Below are 18,551 nucleotides of genomic sequence, written 5' to 3' on the forward strand. Positions count from 1 at the left end.
GCTGGTTCGGCCCGTGCTCGGCCAGCCGGCGTGCGGCCTCGTCCGCGCTCAGACCGCGCGCGACGTCCACGCCGAGTTCCTCGGCCACTGCCAACGCGTCCAAGCCTGCTGGCGACCCCGGACGCACGCCAACCTGCGACATCGGCGCCTCCTGCCTCTCTCGCTACCGAACAACCTGCCAAGGAGGCCCGCCGTGGGGTTCCCCCGAAGGGGGTGAAGCGAGCACCACTTCTTCGTGGGCCATCCCAGGCGCTACCGGCGCGATAACCGCTGGCGGCGACAAACGATCACTTGCCAGCCCGACTCTGTGCAGTCCCGGGGGGAAGGACGGCACAGAGCGGCTCCCGCCTAAGGTGTAGAGACAGACACGACGCCGTTGGCCTCGAAGTCATAGGTCGTTCCGTTGATCCGTAGATTGTCGACCGCGCCAGAGAATGGCCGGTAGCGTCCCAAGCTGATACCGACCGTGTAGATGACCGGATCCAGGGCGCCGTCATCGAGGAAGTCCAGAAGCTCCACGAACGTGCAGCGAGGCCCGTCGTTCGCGCATTGAGTGCCCGTGGGAACGCTGGTCAGCCCCCAGTGTCGCTCAGGGTCGCTCACGGCGTTGAAGGACGACCACACCAGGGGTGCACCCGGTGTCTGGTCGACCGTCGGATTGGCCGGCGTGTACACCATCGTGGCGTAGGTGTCGCCCGACAGCGAGTCGAGGCGCGGATTGATCTCGATCGCGATCGACGGCATGTTGTTCGGCCCCTGAGCATTGTTCTCCGGTGTCGTGAAGACCGAGTAGCTGACCGCGCGGAGGTCGAGCACCTGGTCGTTCAGGAAATTGACCTGGTTCCCGAACGCCGTGGCGTCCTGGTCCGAGCCGGTGCGCAGACCGAGGCTGCCAACACCGCCGGGCGGTGCTTCCGGGCCGTTGGACGGGCCGGAACGCAGGTAGGCGTCACCGTTGCCGATGACATTGCGGTCGATGATGCCCCAGTTGGGTCCGGGGATGCTGGTGAGGTCGGACCTGGCGGCTGCGCTCAGGTCGTTGGTGGTGATGCTGCCGTCGGTGATCTCACTGGAACCCACGGAGTTCGGCGCGAGATCACCCGCCTTGAGCGAGTTGTTGGTGACCTCGGAAGACCCGACCGAAGCCTCCTTGAGATCGGCCGCCGTGAGGTTGTTGTTCTTGACATCGACGGACTTGATCGAGCCGTCCTTGATTTGCGCACTGCCTATGGTGGCTGCGGCCTGCGCGACGCCGGTGGCGATGAGAAGGAGCAGCAAGATCGAGAGGACAATGGTTCCTGGCGAACGGAATGCAGTTTTCATGAGGGATCCATGGGGGTTGGCCTGCCCGAGACCATCAGAAGATCCCGGGATCTGATGGGGCCCGAGGGGGCAGTCACCCGCCCCGCACGGGTCATGCCTTGGCGCTCACCCGCGGCACCTGCTTGCCGGCGGCGGCGTCCGTTCCTGGCGCACGCTACTCCCGGAGCCGGATGGTCCGCTTCACCCGAAATGACTAGATCAGTACCCATTCCTTGTGTCGCCGGTGGTCCTGGCAGTGTCGGCTGTCTCGAGGGACCGGAGGAAGCTGTCCCGTGGCGCAGCCACTGCGGTCGGGTCGTCCCGGCGAGCCTCGGCGACTCGTTCGGCGACGACGGTGCGAGGAGTGAGCCACCGATGCGGCGTCGACCGATGCGGCGTCTGACCGATGCGGCGTCTGACCGATGCGGCGTCGACCGATGCGGCGTCGACCGATGCACCCGACCCGGGCCGCGACCTCGACCACATCCGCGCCCGCCAACACCGCACGGACCGCGTCCAGACGTTGCTCGACCGCCGACAACACAACCAGTGCCAATCCCGGCCTCCCTGAGTCCGAAACGCCCCACGGAGACGCCCCGACACAAGGTGCCGACCATGGCCGTGTCGCACATCAGCTGACGGACCCCTGTCGCACATCACCCGACGGAGCGCAGTCGAGCCCCCGCTCTGGTGTGAACTTCTTTGCTCCGTCGAGGCGCCGGCTCCGCCGGCGCGGCGCCCTCCGCGCCGGGCGTGCGGCCTCCGGCCGTTCCGGGCGCGAGGCGCCACCAGTACGGGGGCACCAACGGGGCACCACGGCCCAACATTGGCCCGGACAGCAGGGGACGAATCTCCTTCTCTTGAGCGGGAATCAGGCATTCTCACCACAGCCGCCGTCCTTGACACAGAAGGGGTCACTGGGTTCAAACCCAGCATCGCCCACCAGAGAGCTTCCGCAGGTGAGACGTCGTCTTCCCAAAGGGAGGCGGCCTCTCGTGCACTCCACGTGCCCGGGTCGCGGCCGGGCCACGAGATGCGGTGAGGTCTTTTCGGGTCGTACCAGGTGCCGGGCGTCACCGTGGGGATCAGTCGCGTCGGGCGCGCTGACCGTCGTCAGGCTGAGCATGATCAGGTCGGACCTCAACCGATCTCCATCTGCTGGTAGGCGGGCGTGAGCTCTTGCCAGCGTTCCTTCCAGCCGGGCGCCCCGGCGTCGGAGCTCCAGCCCTCCGGATGGACCGGGCCGTCGACCTCCAGCGACCGACCGAGATCCTCGAGGTGGACCCGCCAACCAGAGGCGTGGAACGGGAGATGCGCCATCGGCAGGCCGCGCTCCTCGACCACCAGCCGGGTCTTGGAGCCCTCCTCTGTCAGCCACGCCTCGATCTGGCCTTCGTCGTCCGTACCCGGCTCCGTCGTCAACAGCAGGTGGTGGGGCGCATCGCACACCTCGATGCGCGCCGGCCCGGTCCAGCTGCTCGTGAAGACGGTCTGGATCGTGCCGCCGACCCGCATGTCGCCGTCGACCCGGGCGATCCAGCGGGCCAGCCGCTCGGGCGTCGTGCACGCCTGCCAGAGGTCGCCGATCTCGGTGTCGTAGAGGTCCGCGACCCGGACTGCTCCGCGGGTCTCGTCGAGCGTTCGCATCGTCGCGATCGTGGTCATCGTCGTGCCTTCTTTCCTCGTGCGATCTCGGTATGGAGGGCGTCGAGCCGGTTCTCCCAGAGCCGGCGGTACTCCCCCAGCCACTCGTCGACCTCGACGAGCGCCTCCGGGCGGAGTGTGTAGATCCGGCGCTGCGCGTCCTGGCGTACGTCGACCAGTCCGGCTTCCCGCAACACGCGGAGATGCCGGGACACGCCCGGGCGAGCGATCGGGAGTCCCTCGGCCAGCTCTCCTGCACTCGCCGGGTGGTCGCGGAGGATCTCGAGAACCGTGCGCCGGCTCTCATCTGCCAGCGCGTGCAGCACAGCGTCCATGGCGCTAATGTAACCATATGGGTACGTACCCGCAAGGTTACATTCAATTTCCCGTGAAGATGTTGTGTGCTGGTTCAATTCTGGGATCGCCCACCCGCACGTCTGCGCAGGTCAGAGACGCAGTCAGGCCCCTCGCTCAGCAGAGTCGAGGGGCCTTCGTGTCCCCGGAAGGGCACCAGCTCGGCCAGCCGATGCCTACTCGCTCAGTCGTCTGCCTTGGCGGCCTCCTCCTTGTCGGCCTCTTCCTTCGCTGCGGCCTTGATGTCCTCGGCCGCGACGTCGTCGATCGCCTTCTCCACGATGGCGTCCGCCCGCGCGAGCGCCTCGCGGAGCTTCACGGCACGGGGGTCGGAGACGAGGGCGACGATGCCCGAGTGGCCGGGCGCGATCGCGTCTGCCAGCTCCTCGGCCAGCTCCTTGCGGTGGCGCCGCTCGCGAACCTTGCCGGTGGCGGCCCCAGCCCCGCCCAGCACGGCGGCACTGCCCAGGATGGAGGGAGGGAAGATGACGCCGAGGGCGATGCCCCCGACGAGCCCCCACCGGAGTCCGGAACGGGTGCTGTGGTCGGTGGCCTTCTGGATCTCCAGCTTCCCGTCGTCGCCGCGCTTGACGACGATGACCCCCTCGATGGCGACGGTCCGGCCGTCCTCTACTGACTTCAGGTCTTCGTAGGCACCCCACGCCGCCTCCGTGTCCGCGAAGTCGGCAACCACGAGGGCGTACGCCCCGTCGCTCACCCCAGCGACCACGTCGTCATCGGACGGGGTGCCTGCGGTCGAGTTCTCTGACATGTTCGTTCCTTGCCTTGGTCCCTGTGTCTGGTCAGCCAGGTCAGCAAGTGCATCTTCCCGACCTCGGCTCCTTCGCCGGGGCACGTTCGTCGTGCCGAGGCGTTCACCCCGGACGGTGGCAGCCCGCGCGGTGTGCCGGGTCACCCGCTTCGGGCGAAGTGGCAGAAGCGATCACCCAGATGCTGCGTGGCAACCGACGCCAGCGGTCAGGCGCGGACCGTGCAGGCGCTCACCCTGGCGGCCGAGGATGCTGAGCACCTCGGCGGGCTCCTCGCCGGTGACCGTTCTCGAGCCGGGCCAGGGTGCTCTTCGAGATGCCGGCGGGAGCGGGTCCGTCGTACGCGTGGTCATCCGCACACTGGACCGCGGTTCCCGGAAACGGCAACAAACGTTGCCGCGGGCGCGGCGACGGCGGAGTCTGGTCGACATGAACGAGGTCGACATGAACGAGTACGACGTGGCAGTGGTCGGCGGCGGAGCCGCCGGCCTGTCCGCAGCCCTGGTCCTCACCCGCGCCCGGCGCCGGGTGGTCGTGGTCGACGCGGGAGCCCCCCGCAACGCCCCGGCCGCCCACATGCACGGGTTCCTCGGGTGGGACGGTGCCCCGCCGTCGACGCTGCTCGCCCGGGGCCGCGACGAGGTCGCGTCGTACGGCGGGGAGCTGGTCGACGGCACGGTCACCGCCGCCACGCCCGCCGAGGACGGGACCTCCTTCGAGGCGGTCCTCGGCGACGGGCGGCGGCTCCGGGCGCGCCGGCTGCTGGTCACCACCGGGCTGCGCGACGAGCTCCCCGACGTACCCGGCGTGGTCGAGCGGTGGGGGCGCGACCTGCTGCACTGCCCGTACTGCCACGGGTACGAGGTCCGCGACCAGCCGCTCGGCGTCCTCGGCGGAACGCCGGAGGCGGTCCAGCACGCCCTGCTGGTGCGCCAGTGGTCCCCCGACGTCGTCTACTTCCCCCACACCGACGAACCGACCACCGAGGAGCGCGAGCTGCTGCTCGCCAGCGCCGTCGGCGTGGTCGACGGCCCGGTGGCGCGGCTGGTCGTCCAGGACGACCGGCTCACCGGCGTCGAGCTCGGGTCCGGTCGGCTCGTGCCGCGGGCGGCCGTGTTCGTGCGACCCCGGATGGTCCCGAACGCCGACCTGCTCACCAGTCTCGGCTGTGCCGCCCACGACAACGGCTGGGTGGTCGCCGACGGTGTCGGCCGGACCAGCACGCCCGGCGTCTGGGTCGCCGGCAACGCGGTCAACCCCCGCGCCCAGGTCGTCACCGCGGCCGGCGAGGGCTCGGCCGCGGCGATCGCGATCAACACCGACCTCGTCGAGCAGGACGCGGCGCTCGCCGTCGACCGGCTCCGGGCCGGCCTCCCCCTCTGAACAGCCCCTCCGAACCCGCACCACCCGACCCCAGGAGTTCAGCCATGCCCACCCACCGCCCTGCCCCGCTGCCGCCCCCGAGCAAGCACCAGCTCGCGTTGATGATCTGGGTCGCGGTGTTCCCGACGCTCACCGTGCTCAACCTGCTGCTCGGCGACGTCCTGCGCGACCTGCCCGCCGTCGTGCGGACCTTCGTGCTGGCCACGGTCGCGGTCCCGATCGTGATCTACGGCCTCATGCCCCGGCTGCACCGGCTCCGGGCCCGGCTCCTCACCCGGGCGGTCTGACCGCCGCCTCCGCGAGCACCGCGGCCACCGCGTCGTCCACCGAGGCCCGTACGGCGTCGGAGAGCCCGGCGCCCACCGCCACCGAACCGGCCTCGATGCCGACGACGGTGACCCGCGGCGGGAGGACGCCGAGGGCCCGGGCCAGCTCGAGCGCCTCGGACAGGCCGAGCCCGTGGGACGACGCCGGCGCAGGGCCGAGCCCGGCGAGGGGCTCGGTCCCGACGGTGAGCACCCGGACCCGGCCCGGCTCCGGGCCGGGGCGCGTGGCGTCCACGACGACCAGCGCCGCGCAGCCATCGGTCCGCTGGAGCCGCTCGACCACCGCCAGCGGCGCGGCCTCCGTCACGGCCTCGACGCCCGGCAGGTCGAGCGCAGCGACCCGATCCGCCACGACGGGCCCCACGCCGTCGTCGCCGCGGTCGGGGTTGCCGATCCCCACCAGCAGCATCAGCGGCGCTCGACCTCGAGGTCGAGGAAGTGGGTGGCGCACGAGATGCAGGGGTCGTAGTTGCGGATCGCCTGCTCGCACTGACGGGTCAGCTCCTCGTCGTCGAGCTCGAGCCGGTCCTGGACGTAGGCCCGCAGGTCGAGCTCGATGCTGGCCTGGTTCTGCGAGGTCGGCGGCACGATCTCGGCGTCGAGGATGGTGCCGTCGCCGGCCAGGGAGTACCGGTGGTAGAGCACCCCGCGCGGTGCTTCGGTGGCACCGTGCCCGGTGGCGGCCCGCGGAGGCACGGGCACCGACGGCGCTCCCCCGTCCTGCCAGCCGTCGATGATCCGCAGCGCCTCCTCGCAGGCGACCACCAGCTCGACCGCGCGCACCACGATCGACCGGAACGGGTTGCGGCAGGTCGGCCCGAGGCCGGCCTCGTCCGCGGCCCGGCGCGCCACCGGTGGGAGGCGGTCGTGGTTGAGGGTGTAGCGGGCCAAGGGCCCCACGACGTACGGGCCGACGTCGCGCAGCCGCGCGTGCAGCGCATTGGAGTGCGCGACGTGCTGCTCGGTCACCCAGTCACCGAAGTCGCGGGCGGGGAAGCCGGCACCGCTGCTGGTGACGAAGGCACCGCTCTCCAGCGGGTACTCGTCGTGGTCCGAGCGGAGCGCGACGTACTCGTAGTCCTGCTCGAAGTCGGCGAAGTCCAGCCCGGCGGTCAGCACCACCGTGGCGACGGCGTCGTCGAGGGCCCGCGCCAGCTGCGGGCGTACGGCGGCCATCTCGGCGCGGGTGGGCAGACGGTAGAAGCCGCCCACCCTGACGTTGACAGGGTGCACGGCCCGGCCGCCGACCAGGGACATCAGCGCGTTGCCGGCCTTCTTGAGTGCCAGGCCGCGCTCGACCTCGTCGCGGTGGTCGGCGCTCATCTCGACCGCCCCGGGGTAGCCGAGGAAGTCCGGCAGGTGCAGGAGGTAGACGTGCAGCGCGTGGCTCTCGATCCACTCGCCGCAGTACAGCAGCCGCCGCAGCAGCCGGACCTCCTCCGGCACCGTGACCCCGCAGGCGTCCTCGATCGCCAGGCACGAGCTCATCTCGTACGCGACCGGGCAGATCCCGCAGATCCGCGAGGTGATGTCGGGCGGCTCGGTGTGCGCGCGGCCGCGGAGCATCGCCTCGAAGAAGCGGGGCGGCTCGTAGATCCGGAGCTGGACGTCGGCGACCCGGCCGGCCTCGACCACCACCCGCATCGCGCCCTCCCCCTCGACCCGGGCCAGGGTCTCGACGTCGAGCTCGCGGCCGCCGCCGGGGATCTTGTGCGTCATCGCGCCACCTCCTGCTCGCTGCCCAGGTGCCGGGCGCTCTCCTCGGCGAACGCCGGCGACGCGGCGTTGAACGTGCGGAACACGCGGCCCACGTCGCGGCGCGGCATCCCGAGGTCGACCAGCCGGTGCGCGAGCGAGGCGGTGTTGGCGGTGCCGGCCGGGCCGAAGCAGCCGTAGCAGCCGCGGTCGTACGCCGGGCAGAGCGCGCCGCAGCCGGCGTGCGTGACCGGACCGAGGCACGGGGTGCCGTGGGCGACGGTCACGCAGACGGTGCCGCGCCGCTTGCACTCCATGCACACGCTCTCGTCGGCGACCCGCGGCTTGCGGCGCTGCACGAACGCGGCGATCACCTCCAGCAGCTGGGCCCGGTCGATCGGGCAGCCGCGGAGCTCGTAGTCGACCGGCACGTGGGCCGAGATGGGCGTGGCCGTGTCGAGGGTCGAGATGTACTCCGGGTGCGCGTAGACGATCGAGGTGAACTCCTCGACGTCGGCGAAGTTCCGCAGCGCCTGGATGCCGCCGGCAGTCGCGCAGGCGCCGATCGTCACCAGCCGGCGCGATGCGGCGCGGACCTCCTGGATCCGCTCGCGGTCGGACGGCGTGGTCACCGAGCCCTCGACGAGGGACACGTCGTACGGGCCCTCGACGACGGCCCGGGTGGCCTCGGGGAAGTAGGCGATCTCGACCGCGCCGGCCAGCTCGAGCAGCTCGTCCTCGCAGTTGAGCAGGGTCAGCTGGCAGCCGTCGCAGCTGGCGAACTTCCAGACCGCGAGGCGCGGGCGGGGCGTGGGCCGGTCGCTCATCACAGCTCCCGCACCGTCAGCAGCGGCCCGATCCGGTCGAGCTCGAAGACCGGTCCGTCGACGCAGACCAGGTGGCCGCGCAGCTGGCAGTGGCCACACAGGCCTATCCCGCAGCGCATGTTGCGCTCCACCGAGACCCGGACGCGGCCGGGTTCGACACCGCGGTCGGTGAGCGCGGCGGCGGCGTAGCGCATCATCAGCTCCGGCCCGCAGACCAGGCCGAGGGTCCGGTCCGGGTCGAAGGCGGCGTCGGGGAGCAGCTCGGTCACGACGCCCACCCGGCCGGTCCAGCTGCGGTCGGCGACGTCGACGATGACGTGCACGTCGAGCCCCGCGGCCGTCCACGTGTCGAGCTCGTCCGTGAACAGCATCTCCGCGGGCGAGCGGGCGCCGTACAGCACGCTGACCCGGCCGTACGCCGCGCGTTCGGCCAGCACCGCCAGGACCACCGGCCGAAGCGGGGCCAGCCCGATGCCGCCGGCCACCACGACCACGTCGCCGCCGCGCCCGTCCTCGACGCCCCACCCGCGGCCGAACGCGCCACGGACGCCGAGCAGGTCGCCGGGCTCGACCCGGCACAGGCTGCCGGTCACGCCCCCGACGTCGCGGACGGTGTGCGTGAGCAGGTCGGGGCGGGCCGGGTCGCCGCTGATCGAGATCGGCACCTCGCCGACCCCGAACGCCTGCAGCATCGTGAACTGGCCGGGCGCGAACACCAGGCCCTCCCCGTCGAGCGCGCGCAGGTCCATGGTGACGGTGTCGCGGGTCTCGCGTCGGACCGACTCGACCCGGACCGGCCGGGGCACCATCGGGTCGCCGGCCGGTGCCGGCGGGAGCAGGGTGGTGCCGGACTCAGCCGGCATGGTCCGCGCCGTACACGTCCAGCAGCCGCACCCGGGTGGCCTGGAGCCGCTGGTACATCACCTGCGCGACCCGCTGCATGAGCGCGTAGCCGAGCGCCGGGTCCGCCTCGCACTTGTCGCGCAGGCAGGTCGCGTCGACGCTCACCGCCGAGACCTCGCCGACCGCGCGAGCGTCGAAGAACCAGCGGTACGGCGGCACGAACCAGGACCAGCCGACGACGTCGCCGGCCTCCACGGTGGCGATCACCATGTGCCCGCGGTCGGGCATGTGGACGTCGAGCGCGACCCGACCCTTGCGGACGACGAAGAAGGAGTCGGCATCCTCACCCTCCCGGAACAGGTGCTCGCCCGCGTGGACGTGCACGTTGCGTGCGCAGCCCTCGAGCTCGCGGATGATCTCCTCGTCGAGGCCCGCGAAGAACGGGTGGCCGACCAGCAGCTCACCGACCGGTCGCATGCGCGTCCTCCTTCCGTGGCCCGGGGGCGGCGCGGATCGCGGCCACCTCCTCGGTGATGTCGATGCCGACCGGGCACGAGGTGAGGCAGCGGCCGCACCCCACGCACCCGGACGTGCCGAACTGGTCGATCCAGGCGGCGAGCTTGTGGGTCATCCACTGCCGGTAGCGCGACCGGGGGCTGGTCCGGACGCTGCCGCCGTGCAGGTAGGAGAAGTCGGTGGTGAAGCAGGAGTCCCAGATGCGCCAGTGCTCGGTGTCGTGGCCGGACAGCGAGGTGTGCTCCTCGACGGAGGTGCAGAAGCAGGTCGGGCAGACCATCGTGCAGTTGCCGCAGGACAGGCAGCGGGAGGCGACGTCGTCCCAGCGCGGGTGCTCGGCGTTGTCGTAGAGCAGGTCGCGGAGGCCGGTGGTGTCCATGGCCCGCCCCATGTGCGCGACGGCGTGCGCGACCACCTGCTCGGACTCCTCCTCGTCGCGGTCCTCGGCGGGCCGGGTGTCGACCGCGGCCAGCACCGCCTCGCCACGCGCCGAGCCGGCCCGGGCGAGGAACCGGTGCTGCCCGTCGAGCAGCTCGGTGAGCGCCAGGTCGTAGCCCGCGTCCGCCCGCGGCCCGGTCCCCATGGAGACGCAGAAGCAGGTCCCGCTCGGGTCGCCGCAGACGACGGTCACCAGGAACGCGTCCCGGCGGCGCTCGGCGTAGTGCGGGTCGGCGTACGTCCGCTCGGCGAGGACCCGGTCGTGGACCGCGACCGCGTGCAGGTCGCAGGAACGGATCCCGAGGACGGCGTACGGCGGCTCGCCGTACGTCGACGGGCCGGGGCCGGGCCGTACGTCGAAGCCGTCCGGGCCGACGCTGCCCGACCACATCAGCTCGCGGGCGGGGAACAGCACCGCCTTCCACCCGATCGCGTCCGCGGCGTACCCGAACAGCGCGTCGTCGTCGCGGCGCCGCAGCCGGTAGCTGCCCGGCTCCTGCCGGTCACCCCACCCGCGCGGGAGGTCGGCCACCGAGCCGACCCGCCCGGGCACGACGGCCCCGCTGCGCACCGTGGGACCCAGCACCGTGAAGCCCTGCTCACCGAGCACGTCGATGAGCCGCTGCAGTCCCTCGAGGTCGAGGGTCACCGGTCTGCTGTCGGCCATGACGGGCTCCTGGGGGCTCGGTGCCTCGCAGTCTGGTGCAGCCACCGCCCCGGTGGACAGGGTCGAACGACCCGTCCAGACCGATGCCGGTCAGGACGGGCGGCCGAGCAGCGCGGCTCCCACGGCGGCGACCGGGCGGTCCTGGGCGACCACGCGCAGCCGGTCGGCGAGGCGGAGCGAGGCCAGGAACGAGGAGTCCGCGGCCTGCTTGCGCAGCGCGTCGGCGACCGCGAGCCGCAGCGGCTCGCCGACCGCGGCCACTCCCCCGCCCAGCACCACCACCTCGACGTCGACGGTCAGCACCAGCAGGCGCACGGCGGAGGCCACCGCGCCGGCGAACCGGTCCCGGACCGCCACCGCGTCGGGGGCCCCGCCGGCGGCGGCCGCGAACAGCGACTCGGCGGTCCGGGCACCGCCTCGCGGCCAGGCCGCGTCGAGCGCCGACCCGGACGCCAGCGTCTCCAGGCAGCCGCGCTGGCCGCACTGGCAGACCTCGCCGGCCGGCTCGACCGGCACGTGGCCGATCTCGCCGGCGGCGCCGTGCACCCCGCGCCGCAGCCGCCCGTCGAGCACCAGCCCGGCAGCGAGGCCGGTGCCGGACTGGTCCGGACCAGCAGCCCGCTCAGCGGACGCCGGCCCGGCGGACCACGCCTGGTCGACTCACTCTGCGTCGACTCACCCTGCGTCGACTCACTCCTCGTCGACGGTGGTGTCCTCGTCGTGGGTGCCAGGGCGCGGCGCCCACGGGAGCTCCTTGGCCGGGCGCACCACGATCAGCCGGTCCCCCCGAGCCAGCTGGGTGACCACCGGGTCGAAGTAGCGGTAGACCTTCTCGTCGCGGACCACCGCGATCACCTGGTCGGGCAGCTGCTGCGGCTGGCGGCCCACCTCGGAGACCAGCAGGTCGCGCTCGGCGACCTCGAGCCCGTCGCCGTACGTCATGAGGTCCTCCATCACCTCCCCCAGCGTCGGGGACAGCGACGAGAGGCCGAGCAGCCGGCCGACCGCGTCGCTGGAGGTGATCACCGAGTCGGCGCCGCTCTGCCGGACCAGGGGCACGTTGTCCTGCTCGCGCACCGCGGCGACGATGTACGCCGTGGGGTTGAGCTGGCGGACGGTGAGCGTGGCCAGCACCGTGGAGTCGTCGCGGTCGGTCGTGATGATGATCTGGCTGGCCCTGGAGACCCCGGCCCGGCGCAGCACCTCGCGACGGGTGGCGTCGCCGGTGACGATCGCGAGGCCGTCGGCGTGCGCGTCCTCGAGGGCGATCGGGTTCGGGTCGACGACCACCACGGACTCGGGGTCGAAGCCGTTCTGCACCAAGGTGTCCGCCGCGGCCCGCCCCTTGGTGCCGTAGCCGATCACCACGACGTGCTGGTTCATCTTCCTCCTCCACCGGGCGACCCGGAACATCTCACGACCCTGCGAGGCGAGCACCTCCAGGGTGGTACCGATCAGCAGCACCAGGAAGAGGATCCTGGCCGGGGTGATGATGAACGCGTTCACCATCCGCGCCCCGTCCTTGTACGGCGCGATGTCGCCGTACCCGGTCGTGCTCAGCGTCACCGTCGTGTAGTAGATCGAGTCGGTGAAGCTGACCTGCTTGGTCGGGTCGTTGTTGTCGACGTACCCGCCGCGGTCGAAGTACACCAGCAGCACGGTGCCGACCAGGATCGCCATCGCGAGGACCAGACGGCGGGACAGCTCCCACCAGGGCGAGCGCGAGGCGGCCGGGAGGGCGACCCGGCCCAGCTGGCGGTTGGGACTCTCGAGGGCCACGGCTAGTTCTTGACCTCGCCGAAGATGAGCACCCGGTCGTCGTCGGGCGTCGACTGCTGCTCGGAGATGGTCGAGACGAACCGGAACTGGTCGCCCTCGCGCGGCAGGCGGGTGCTGCCCGCGCGCTGCCAGGTGCCGCACAGCTCGTCGCCGTCGGCGCCCTCGTGGTCGGCGACCGCGTCACCGGTGAGGCACAGCTCGTTGGTGCGGGAGTTGAAGCTCTCGACGGTGCCCGTGGTCCGCTCCGGGGTGTCCGGGCCGGCCACCACGCCGATCAGGTAGCCGGCCAGCAGGCACAGCACGGCGCCGGCGAGGACGATCGGCGTCGGCAGGTTCAGGTTTCCCACGGCGCTCAGTCTGGCACGGAGGATCCGGGCTTCCGCGGCGGCTCGGCGGGGCGTGCCGCGGGCTGCTCGCCGGTCAGCCGGTCGGACAGCTTCTGGGGCAGCGGGAGCACTTCTGCGAGCCTCTTGACGAGCTCCGTACGGGCCCGCTGGGTGGAGTTCTGCGGGAAGACCGTGTCGCACGCGGCGTTGACCGCGGCTCCGATCAGGACCGCGATCGAGACCAGGTAGAGCCACAGCAGCACCGCGATCGGCGCCGCCAGCGGGCCGTAGACCGACTTGGAGTCGGACGCGGTGGCCGTGAGCACCCAGCGCAGCACGTAGGAGCCCAGCACCCAGGCGACCAGGCTGAACGTGGCGCCGGGGAGGTTGTAGCGCCACGCGGTCCGCACCGGGATCGACACGTGGTAGAGCGTGGCGAGGAAGCAGATGCACAGCACGATGACGGTCGGCCAGTAGAGGTCGTTGAGGAACGCCACCCGGTCCGGGATGGTCCGCCGGACCAGCGACGGCCCGGCGATCACCAGCGGGATCGTGACCGCGCCGGTGAGCAGGCCCATGACGTAGAGGGCGAACGACAACGCCCGGGTGCGCACGATCCCGCGGTGCCCGCCGAGCCCGTGCATGATCGTGATGGTGTCGACGAACACGTTCAGGGCCCGCGACCCGGACCACAGGGCGAGGATGAAGCCGATCGAGATCACGTCGAAGCGGCCGCCGCCGACCACGTCGTCGAACGTGGGCAGGATGATCTTGTTGACCGCGCTCTCGGTCATGGCGCGGCTGGACACGTCGACGACGGCCTGCCGCAGCTCCTCGATCTGGCTCCGGCTGACCTGGTCCCCGACGTAACCGACGGCGCCGGCCAGCGCGAAGACGAGCGGCGGGATCGAGAGCACCGCGAAGAACGCCGCCTCGGCGGCCAGGCCGGTGACGCGGTAGCGCATGCAGGTCGAGACGGTGGTGACGACCAGGCGCCAGAGGATCCGGCCCGACCTGCGGGTCAGCCCGTCCTCCTTGCTGTCGCCGGCCATGGCTCTACCGTAACGACATGGACTCCGACATCCGTGCATCGACGAACCAGGCTCCGCTCCTCGTGGGACACAACGTGGTCACCGGTGACGCTGCGCTGGTGGAGGCGGTCACCCGGCACGCCTCCGCCGACGTCGTGGGGGACCTCACGGCCCTGGGGGTGGAGGCGGGCAGCGCTGAGGCCCGGGAGCACGGCGTGCTGGCCAACCGGCACCACCCCGAGCTCACGCCGTACGACCGCTACGGGAACCGGATCGACGAGGTGGAGTTCCACCCGTCGTGGCACTGGCTGATGGAGCGCGCGGTCGGGCACGGGCTGCAGGCCGCGCCGTGGGAGTCGGACTCCCCGCACGCCCACGTGCGCCGGGCGGCCGGGTTCTTCGCGTGGTCGCAGACCGAGCCGGGTCACGGCTGCCCGATCTCGATGACGTACGCCGCGGTGCCGGCCCTGCGGGCCGACGACGCGCTCGCCAAGGAGTGGACGCCGCTGCTGGCGTCGACGACGTACGACCCCGGGCTGCGCACCCCGTCCACCAAGCGCGGCGCCCTGGCCGGCATGGGCATGACCGAGAAGCAGGGCGGCTCCGACGTCCGGGCCAACGTCACGCAGGCGCGGCCTGCCGGCGTCGACGGGGAGTACACCCTGCACGGCCACAAGTGGTTCACCTCGGCGCCGATGAACGACCTGTTCCTGGTCCTCGCCCAGGCACCTGGTGGCGTGACCTGCTTCGTGGTCCCGCGGGTGCTCCCGAACGGCGACCGCAACCGGCTCGACGTGGTGCGGCTCAAGGACAAGCTCGGCAACCGCTCCAACGCCTCTTCCGAGCTGGAGCTGGACGGCACCTGGGCGCAGCGGCTCGGCGACGAGGGCCGCGGCGTGCGCACGATCCTCGAGATGGTCGCGGCCACCCGCCTCGACTGCGTGCTCGGGTCGGCCTCGCTGATGCGGCGGTCGCTCGCCGAGGCGTCGTGGCACGTCGCGCACCGCTCGGCGTTCGGCTCGCTGCTCGCCGACAAGCCGCTGATGCAGAACGTCGTCGCGGACCTCGCCGTGGAGTCCGAGGCGGCCACCGCGCTCGCGCTGCGCCTGGCCGCCGCGGTCGACCGGGCGGACGACCCGCACGAGGCGGCGCTGCGGCGGATCGCCCTGCCGCTGGCGAAGTTCTGGGTCTGCAAGCGCACCCCGGCGATGGTCGCCGAGGCGCTGGAGTGCCTCGGCGGCAACGGGTACGTCGAGGAGTCCGGGCTCCCGCTGCTGTTCCGCGAGTCCCCGCTGAACTCGATCTGGGAGGGCTCGGGCAACGTCAACGCCCTCGACGTGCTGCGCGCCCTGGGCCGGGAGCCCGAGGTGCTGCAGGCCTGGATCACCGAGGTCGGGAAGGCCCGCGGTGCCGACCCGCGGCTGGATGCCGCGGTCGACACCACGCTGTCCCTGCTCGGTGACGCCTCTGCCCTCGAGGTGGGCGCACGCCGGCTGGCGGGGCAGATGGCGGCCTGCCTGCAGGGGTCGCTGCTGGTGCGGTACGCACCGCCCGAGGTGGCCGACGCGTACTGCGCCTCGCGCCTCGGCACGACGTACGGCGGGACGTTCGGGGCGCTGCCCGGCGCCGACTTCCGGTCCATCGTGGAGCGCACCACCCCGCAGGTCTGAGGGCTCCCCCGTGCTGACGGAGGAGCTGACCTGGCGCGGCCGGACCGTCCGCTGGGGGCGCACGGGCACGGGACCGCCGGTGGTGTTCTGCCACGGCACCCCGTGGTCCTCCGCGCTCTGGCGGCCGTGCGCGGAGGCGCTCGCGCCGTCCGTCACAACGTACCTCTGGGACATGCCGGGCTACGGCCTGTCGTCCAAGGACCCGGAGCACCGGGTCTCCCTCGACGTCCAGGGCGAGCTGTTCGCGGACCTGCTCCGGCACTGGGACCTGCCGGACCCGCACGTGGTCGCCCACGACGTCGGCGGCGCGGTCGCCCTGCGCGCCCACCTGCTGCACGGCGCGGCGTACCGTTCGCTGGCGCTGGTCGACGTGGTGGCGCTGTCGCCGTGGGGCTCGGACTTCTTCCGACTGGTCCGCGAGAACGCCGACGTCCTCGCCGCCCTTCCCGGAGCCGTCCACGAGGGCGCGCTGCGCGCCTACATCGCCGGCGCGAGCCACCGTGGCGTGCGACCCGAGGCCATGGACGAGCTGGTCGCGCCGTGGCTCGGCGCGAGCGGTCAGCCGGCGTTCTACCGCCAGGTCGCCCAGGCCGACGAGGCGCACACCGACGAGGTCGAGCCGCTCTACCCCACGATCGGGCTGCCGGTGCTGGTGGTCTGGGGCCGCGAGGACGCCTGGATCCCCGTCGACCGGGCGCACCGGCTGGCCGGGCTCGTCCCCGGCGCCCGCCTCGAGCTGGTCGACGGCGCCGGTCACCTGATCCAGCTCGACCGGCCCGAGGCGCTGGCAGCGGCGCTGACCCGGTGGCTCTCCCCCGGCTCCTGACCCGACCCGGCGCGAAGGCCGCCACGCCGATGGCTCCGTTGACCGAGATAGTAAGGTTGCCGTACCTTCTTGGGACCAGCCCTCCTCGCTCGGGAGCCGCCATGTCCGACCCCACCACCGCCGACCGCCACGACCGCAGCGCGCTGGGGGCCGCGGACGTCACCAACGAGCGGCTGGCCGAGATCGCGGCGAGCTCCCTCGGTCTCCCGCCGGACGGCGTACGCCTGCTCGACTCGGTGGCCGAGGAGTTTCCCTACGACCTGCCGGCGATCACGACCGGCGGGCGCTGGTGGGTCAGCGGGCACCTGGCTGTGAACGGTTCGGCGAACGGCGGCGCCCCGGCGCCGTTCCGGGTGTTCGTGAAGGTCGTCCAGAACTGGTCGCGGTCGCCGCTGTTCCAGTTCGTCCCGCCCGAGCACCGCGAGATGGCCGCCGCCGGGGTGCCCTGGCGCACCGAGCCGCTCGTCTACCGCTCCGACCTTCGCGACCGGCTGCCCGAGGGACTGGCCATGCCGCGGGCGCTCGCCGTCGACGACCTCGACGAGTCCTCCAGCGCGATCTGGCTCGAGGAGGTGCCCGTGGTCGAGGTGACGTGGGACCACGACCGCTACGCCCGGGCCGCGCGACTGCTGGGCCGGCTCGCCGCCAGCCCCGAGGTGGCGGTGCACCGCAACGTGGGCGAGTCCTCCTTCCACCTCCGCGTCTACCTCGACGGACGGTTGGCGATGCAGGTGATGCCGATGCTCCGGGACGAGGGGATCTGGCAGCACCCGCTGGTCGCGCACGCGTTCGACGACGAGCTCCGCGACCGGGTACGCGCCGCCGCCGACCTGGCGCCGGCGTACGTCGCCGAGCTCTCCGCTCTCCCGTACGCCACGGCCCACGGCGACGCCTGCCCCAACAACCTGCTGGCCGGCGCCGACGACGGGTTCGTGCTCATCGACTACGGCTTCTGGGGTCCCAACCCGATCGGCTTCGACCTCGGCCAGCTCCTGGTCGGCGACGTCCAGGTCGGTCGGCGCAGCTCGGCCGACCTGGCGGAGCTCGAGGACCTCTGCCTCGCGGAGTACGTCGAGGGCCTCCGGGCCGAGGGGTGCGACGTGCCGCTCGACGTCGTGCGCCGCGCCCACGCGCTGCACCTGCTGATCTTCACCGGGCTCTCGACGCTGCCGTTCGAGCACCTCGACCAGCCACCCACGCCGGAGCTGCACGCGCTGGCCCGCGAGCGGGCGGCGATCGCCCGGTTCAGCCTGGACCTGGTCGACGCGACCGACTGAGCCGGTCCGCTACTTCGCGGCTGCGACGCGCACGTTGTCGAACAGCACGTCGGCGCCCGCGCCCGCGGTCACCAGCCCGACGCCGTCCCCGACGTCCCAGGCCGCGTTCTTCCCGTTCTGTGCGTAGGTCGCGGAGACCACCTCGTCGCCGTTGACCTCCAGCGCGAGCTCGGCCGCGGGGTTCCCGTCGTCGCCGGTGCCCTCGCGGCAGGTCGCGGACAGGTGGTTCGACTGCCCCGCCTGCAGCGCGCCGCCCAGGTCCTGCTTCGCGATGTCCACGTAGTCGCCGGAGAACTCGCCCCAGAGCCCGATGTACGCCGACTGGTGGTCGACGTAGAGCAGGAACGCGGCCTCCGCCGCTCCGTCCTCGGTCGGACGGTTCCAGCAGGTGACGCCGTAGGCGCCGATGTCGGACATGTCCTCGGTCTCGGTGGTGTCGACGTCCACGCGGATGGCGTGGTCGGGCGCGATGTCGCCGACCACCAGCGGTGCGGGCGCGGCGTACGACGCGTTGGTGCGGGTGCCGACCCGGAACGTGCCGCCGTCCGCGTCGTCGTACCGGGCGTAGTAGCCCTCGGTGTCGACGTCCTTCCAGCCGCTGTCCTTCGCCGAGAACGAGTCGGAGAACGGGCCGGCCGGCTCCTCGCTGGGCGACTCGGAGGGCGTCGCCGACTCCGACGGGCTGGGGGTGGCGCCGGTGCCGGCGTCGGCCTCGGGCTTGCCGCCCTCGTCGTCTCCCCCACACGCGGCGGTGAGCGCGAGGACGCCGGCGAGGAGGACCGCGCCGAGTCCCGGTCGACGGAGCGGGGAGAGCGAACGCATGGAGATCCTTGCCGGGAGTCTGGGGGTGCGGACGAGGCGTACGACGACGTACGAC

General features: G+C 72.3%; 20 protein-coding genes and 1 pseudogene. 5 read left to right on the forward strand and 16 right to left on the reverse strand.

The window, feature by feature from the left end:
- From EKO23_RS26750 to EKO23_RS20110, 5 genes are all read right to left on the reverse strand, one after another.
- Positions 1-142 (reverse strand): cation-transporting P-type ATPase (locus tag EKO23_RS26750; RefSeq protein WP_217702723.1); only part of this gene is annotated, 142 nt, incomplete at its 3' end.
- 206 nt (positions 143-348) lie between these two features.
- Positions 349-1,323, reverse strand: a complete 975-nt coding sequence (locus EKO23_RS20090) for a hypothetical protein (RefSeq protein WP_134720037.1) — start codon at positions 1,321-1,323, stop codon at positions 349-351.
- A gap of 1,119 nt (positions 1,324-2,442) precedes the next feature.
- Complete coding sequence (locus EKO23_RS20100; protein ID WP_134720041.1) at positions 2,443-2,967, reverse strand: SRPBCC domain-containing protein; 525 nt, start codon at positions 2,965-2,967, stop codon at positions 2,443-2,445.
- A complete protein-coding gene (locus EKO23_RS20105) occupies positions 2,964-3,281 on the reverse strand; it encodes an ArsR/SmtB family transcription factor (RefSeq protein ID WP_134720043.1) in 318 nt (105 codons plus the stop codon). The genes EKO23_RS20100 and EKO23_RS20105 overlap by 4 nt, the downstream gene beginning before the upstream one ends.
- Positions 3,282-3,484: 203 nt before the next feature.
- Positions 3,485-4,072: a DUF1269 domain-containing protein gene (locus tag EKO23_RS20110; RefSeq protein ID WP_134720045.1), complete on the reverse strand. Its 588-nt coding sequence runs from the start codon at positions 4,070-4,072 to the stop codon at positions 3,485-3,487.
- A gap of 427 nt (positions 4,073-4,499) precedes the next feature.
- On the opposite strand from EKO23_RS20110, the gene EKO23_RS20115 reads away from it, so the two are divergent.
- Entirely contained in the window at positions 4,500-5,453 is a 954-nt protein-coding gene (locus tag EKO23_RS20115) for an NAD(P)/FAD-dependent oxidoreductase (RefSeq protein ID WP_246051206.1), read from the forward strand.
- Between the two features lie 44 nt (positions 5,454-5,497).
- Complete coding sequence (locus tag EKO23_RS20120; protein ID WP_134720046.1) at positions 5,498-5,740, forward strand: putative antibiotic biosynthesis monooxygenase; 243 nt, start codon at positions 5,498-5,500, stop codon at positions 5,738-5,740.
- Here EKO23_RS20120 and EKO23_RS20125 read toward each other — a convergent pair.
- The 10 genes and pseudogenes from EKO23_RS20125 to EKO23_RS20170 form a co-directional block, all read right to left on the reverse strand.
- Entirely contained in the window at positions 5,724-6,188 is a 465-nt protein-coding gene (locus EKO23_RS20125; RefSeq protein WP_134720048.1) for a hydrogenase maturation protease, read from the reverse strand. The two genes, EKO23_RS20120 and EKO23_RS20125, sit on opposite strands and share 17 nt — an antisense overlap.
- A complete protein-coding gene (locus EKO23_RS20130) occupies positions 6,188-7,498 on the reverse strand; it encodes a Ni/Fe hydrogenase subunit alpha (RefSeq protein WP_134720050.1) in 1,311 nt (436 codons plus the stop codon). The genes EKO23_RS20125 and EKO23_RS20130 overlap by 1 nt, the downstream gene beginning before the upstream one ends.
- The gene (locus tag EKO23_RS20135) at positions 7,495-8,301 is read right to left on the reverse strand and encodes an NADH-quinone oxidoreductase subunit B family protein (RefSeq protein WP_134720052.1); all 807 of its coding nucleotides are present in this window, start codon (positions 8,299-8,301) and stop codon (positions 7,495-7,497) included. The genes EKO23_RS20130 and EKO23_RS20135 overlap by 4 nt, the downstream gene beginning before the upstream one ends.
- A complete protein-coding gene (locus EKO23_RS20140; protein WP_134720054.1) occupies positions 8,301-9,164 on the reverse strand; it encodes an FAD/NAD(P)-binding protein in 864 nt (287 codons plus the stop codon). The genes EKO23_RS20135 and EKO23_RS20140 overlap by 1 nt, the downstream gene beginning before the upstream one ends.
- On the reverse strand, positions 9,154-9,621 hold the full coding sequence (locus EKO23_RS20145; protein ID WP_134720056.1) for a cyclic nucleotide-binding domain-containing protein: 468 nt from the start codon (positions 9,619-9,621) through the stop codon (positions 9,154-9,156). Before EKO23_RS20145 ends, EKO23_RS20140 begins: the two co-directional genes overlap by 11 nt.
- Entirely contained in the window at positions 9,605-10,765 is a 1,161-nt protein-coding gene (locus EKO23_RS20150) for a 4Fe-4S dicluster domain-containing protein (RefSeq protein WP_134720058.1), read from the reverse strand. The genes EKO23_RS20145 and EKO23_RS20150 overlap by 17 nt, the downstream gene beginning before the upstream one ends.
- 90 nt (positions 10,766-10,855) lie before the next feature.
- A pseudogene (locus EKO23_RS20155) lies at positions 10,856-11,350 on the reverse strand (ROK family protein); the annotation flags it as partial.
- Between the two features lie 105 nt (positions 11,351-11,455).
- Positions 11,456-12,544: a potassium channel family protein gene (locus tag EKO23_RS20160; RefSeq protein WP_246051208.1), complete on the reverse strand. Its 1,089-nt coding sequence runs from the start codon at positions 12,542-12,544 to the stop codon at positions 11,456-11,458.
- A gap of 2 nt (positions 12,545-12,546) precedes the next feature.
- Positions 12,547-12,891, reverse strand: coding sequence for a hypothetical protein (locus tag EKO23_RS20165; RefSeq protein WP_134720062.1), 345 nt, complete (start codon positions 12,889-12,891; stop codon positions 12,547-12,549).
- Between the two features lie 5 nt (positions 12,892-12,896).
- Positions 12,897-13,922, reverse strand: coding sequence for a YihY/virulence factor BrkB family protein (locus tag EKO23_RS20170; protein ID WP_246051209.1), 1,026 nt, complete (start codon positions 13,920-13,922; stop codon positions 12,897-12,899).
- Between the two features lie 17 nt (positions 13,923-13,939).
- On the opposite strand from EKO23_RS20170, the gene EKO23_RS20175 reads away from it, so the two are divergent.
- From EKO23_RS20175 to EKO23_RS20185, 3 genes are all read left to right on the forward strand, one after another.
- On the forward strand, positions 13,940-15,571 hold the full coding sequence (locus EKO23_RS20175; protein WP_134720064.1) for an acyl-CoA dehydrogenase family protein: 1,632 nt from the start codon (positions 13,940-13,942) through the stop codon (positions 15,569-15,571).
- A 10-nt stretch (positions 15,572-15,581) separates the two neighbouring features.
- A complete protein-coding gene (locus tag EKO23_RS20180) occupies positions 15,582-16,397 on the forward strand; it encodes an alpha/beta fold hydrolase (protein WP_217702721.1) in 816 nt (271 codons plus the stop codon).
- 101 nt (positions 16,398-16,498) lie between these two features.
- Positions 16,499-17,674 carry a hypothetical protein gene (locus EKO23_RS20185; protein WP_134720066.1) on the forward strand — a complete coding sequence of 392 codons (1,176 nt, stop codon included), beginning with the start codon at positions 16,499-16,501 and terminating at the stop codon, positions 17,672-17,674.
- 9 nt (positions 17,675-17,683) lie between these two features.
- Here the strand turns inward: EKO23_RS20185 and EKO23_RS20190 are convergent, their stop codons facing one another.
- Positions 17,684-18,496, reverse strand: a complete 813-nt coding sequence (locus EKO23_RS20190; protein WP_134720068.1) for a hypothetical protein — start codon at positions 18,494-18,496, stop codon at positions 17,684-17,686.
- Positions 18,497-18,551: the final 55 nt, after the last annotated feature.

The organism is Nocardioides guangzhouensis (assembly GCF_004519545.1).
GTDB lineage: Bacteria > Actinomycetota > Actinomycetes > Propionibacteriales > Nocardioidaceae > Nocardioides > Nocardioides guangzhouensis.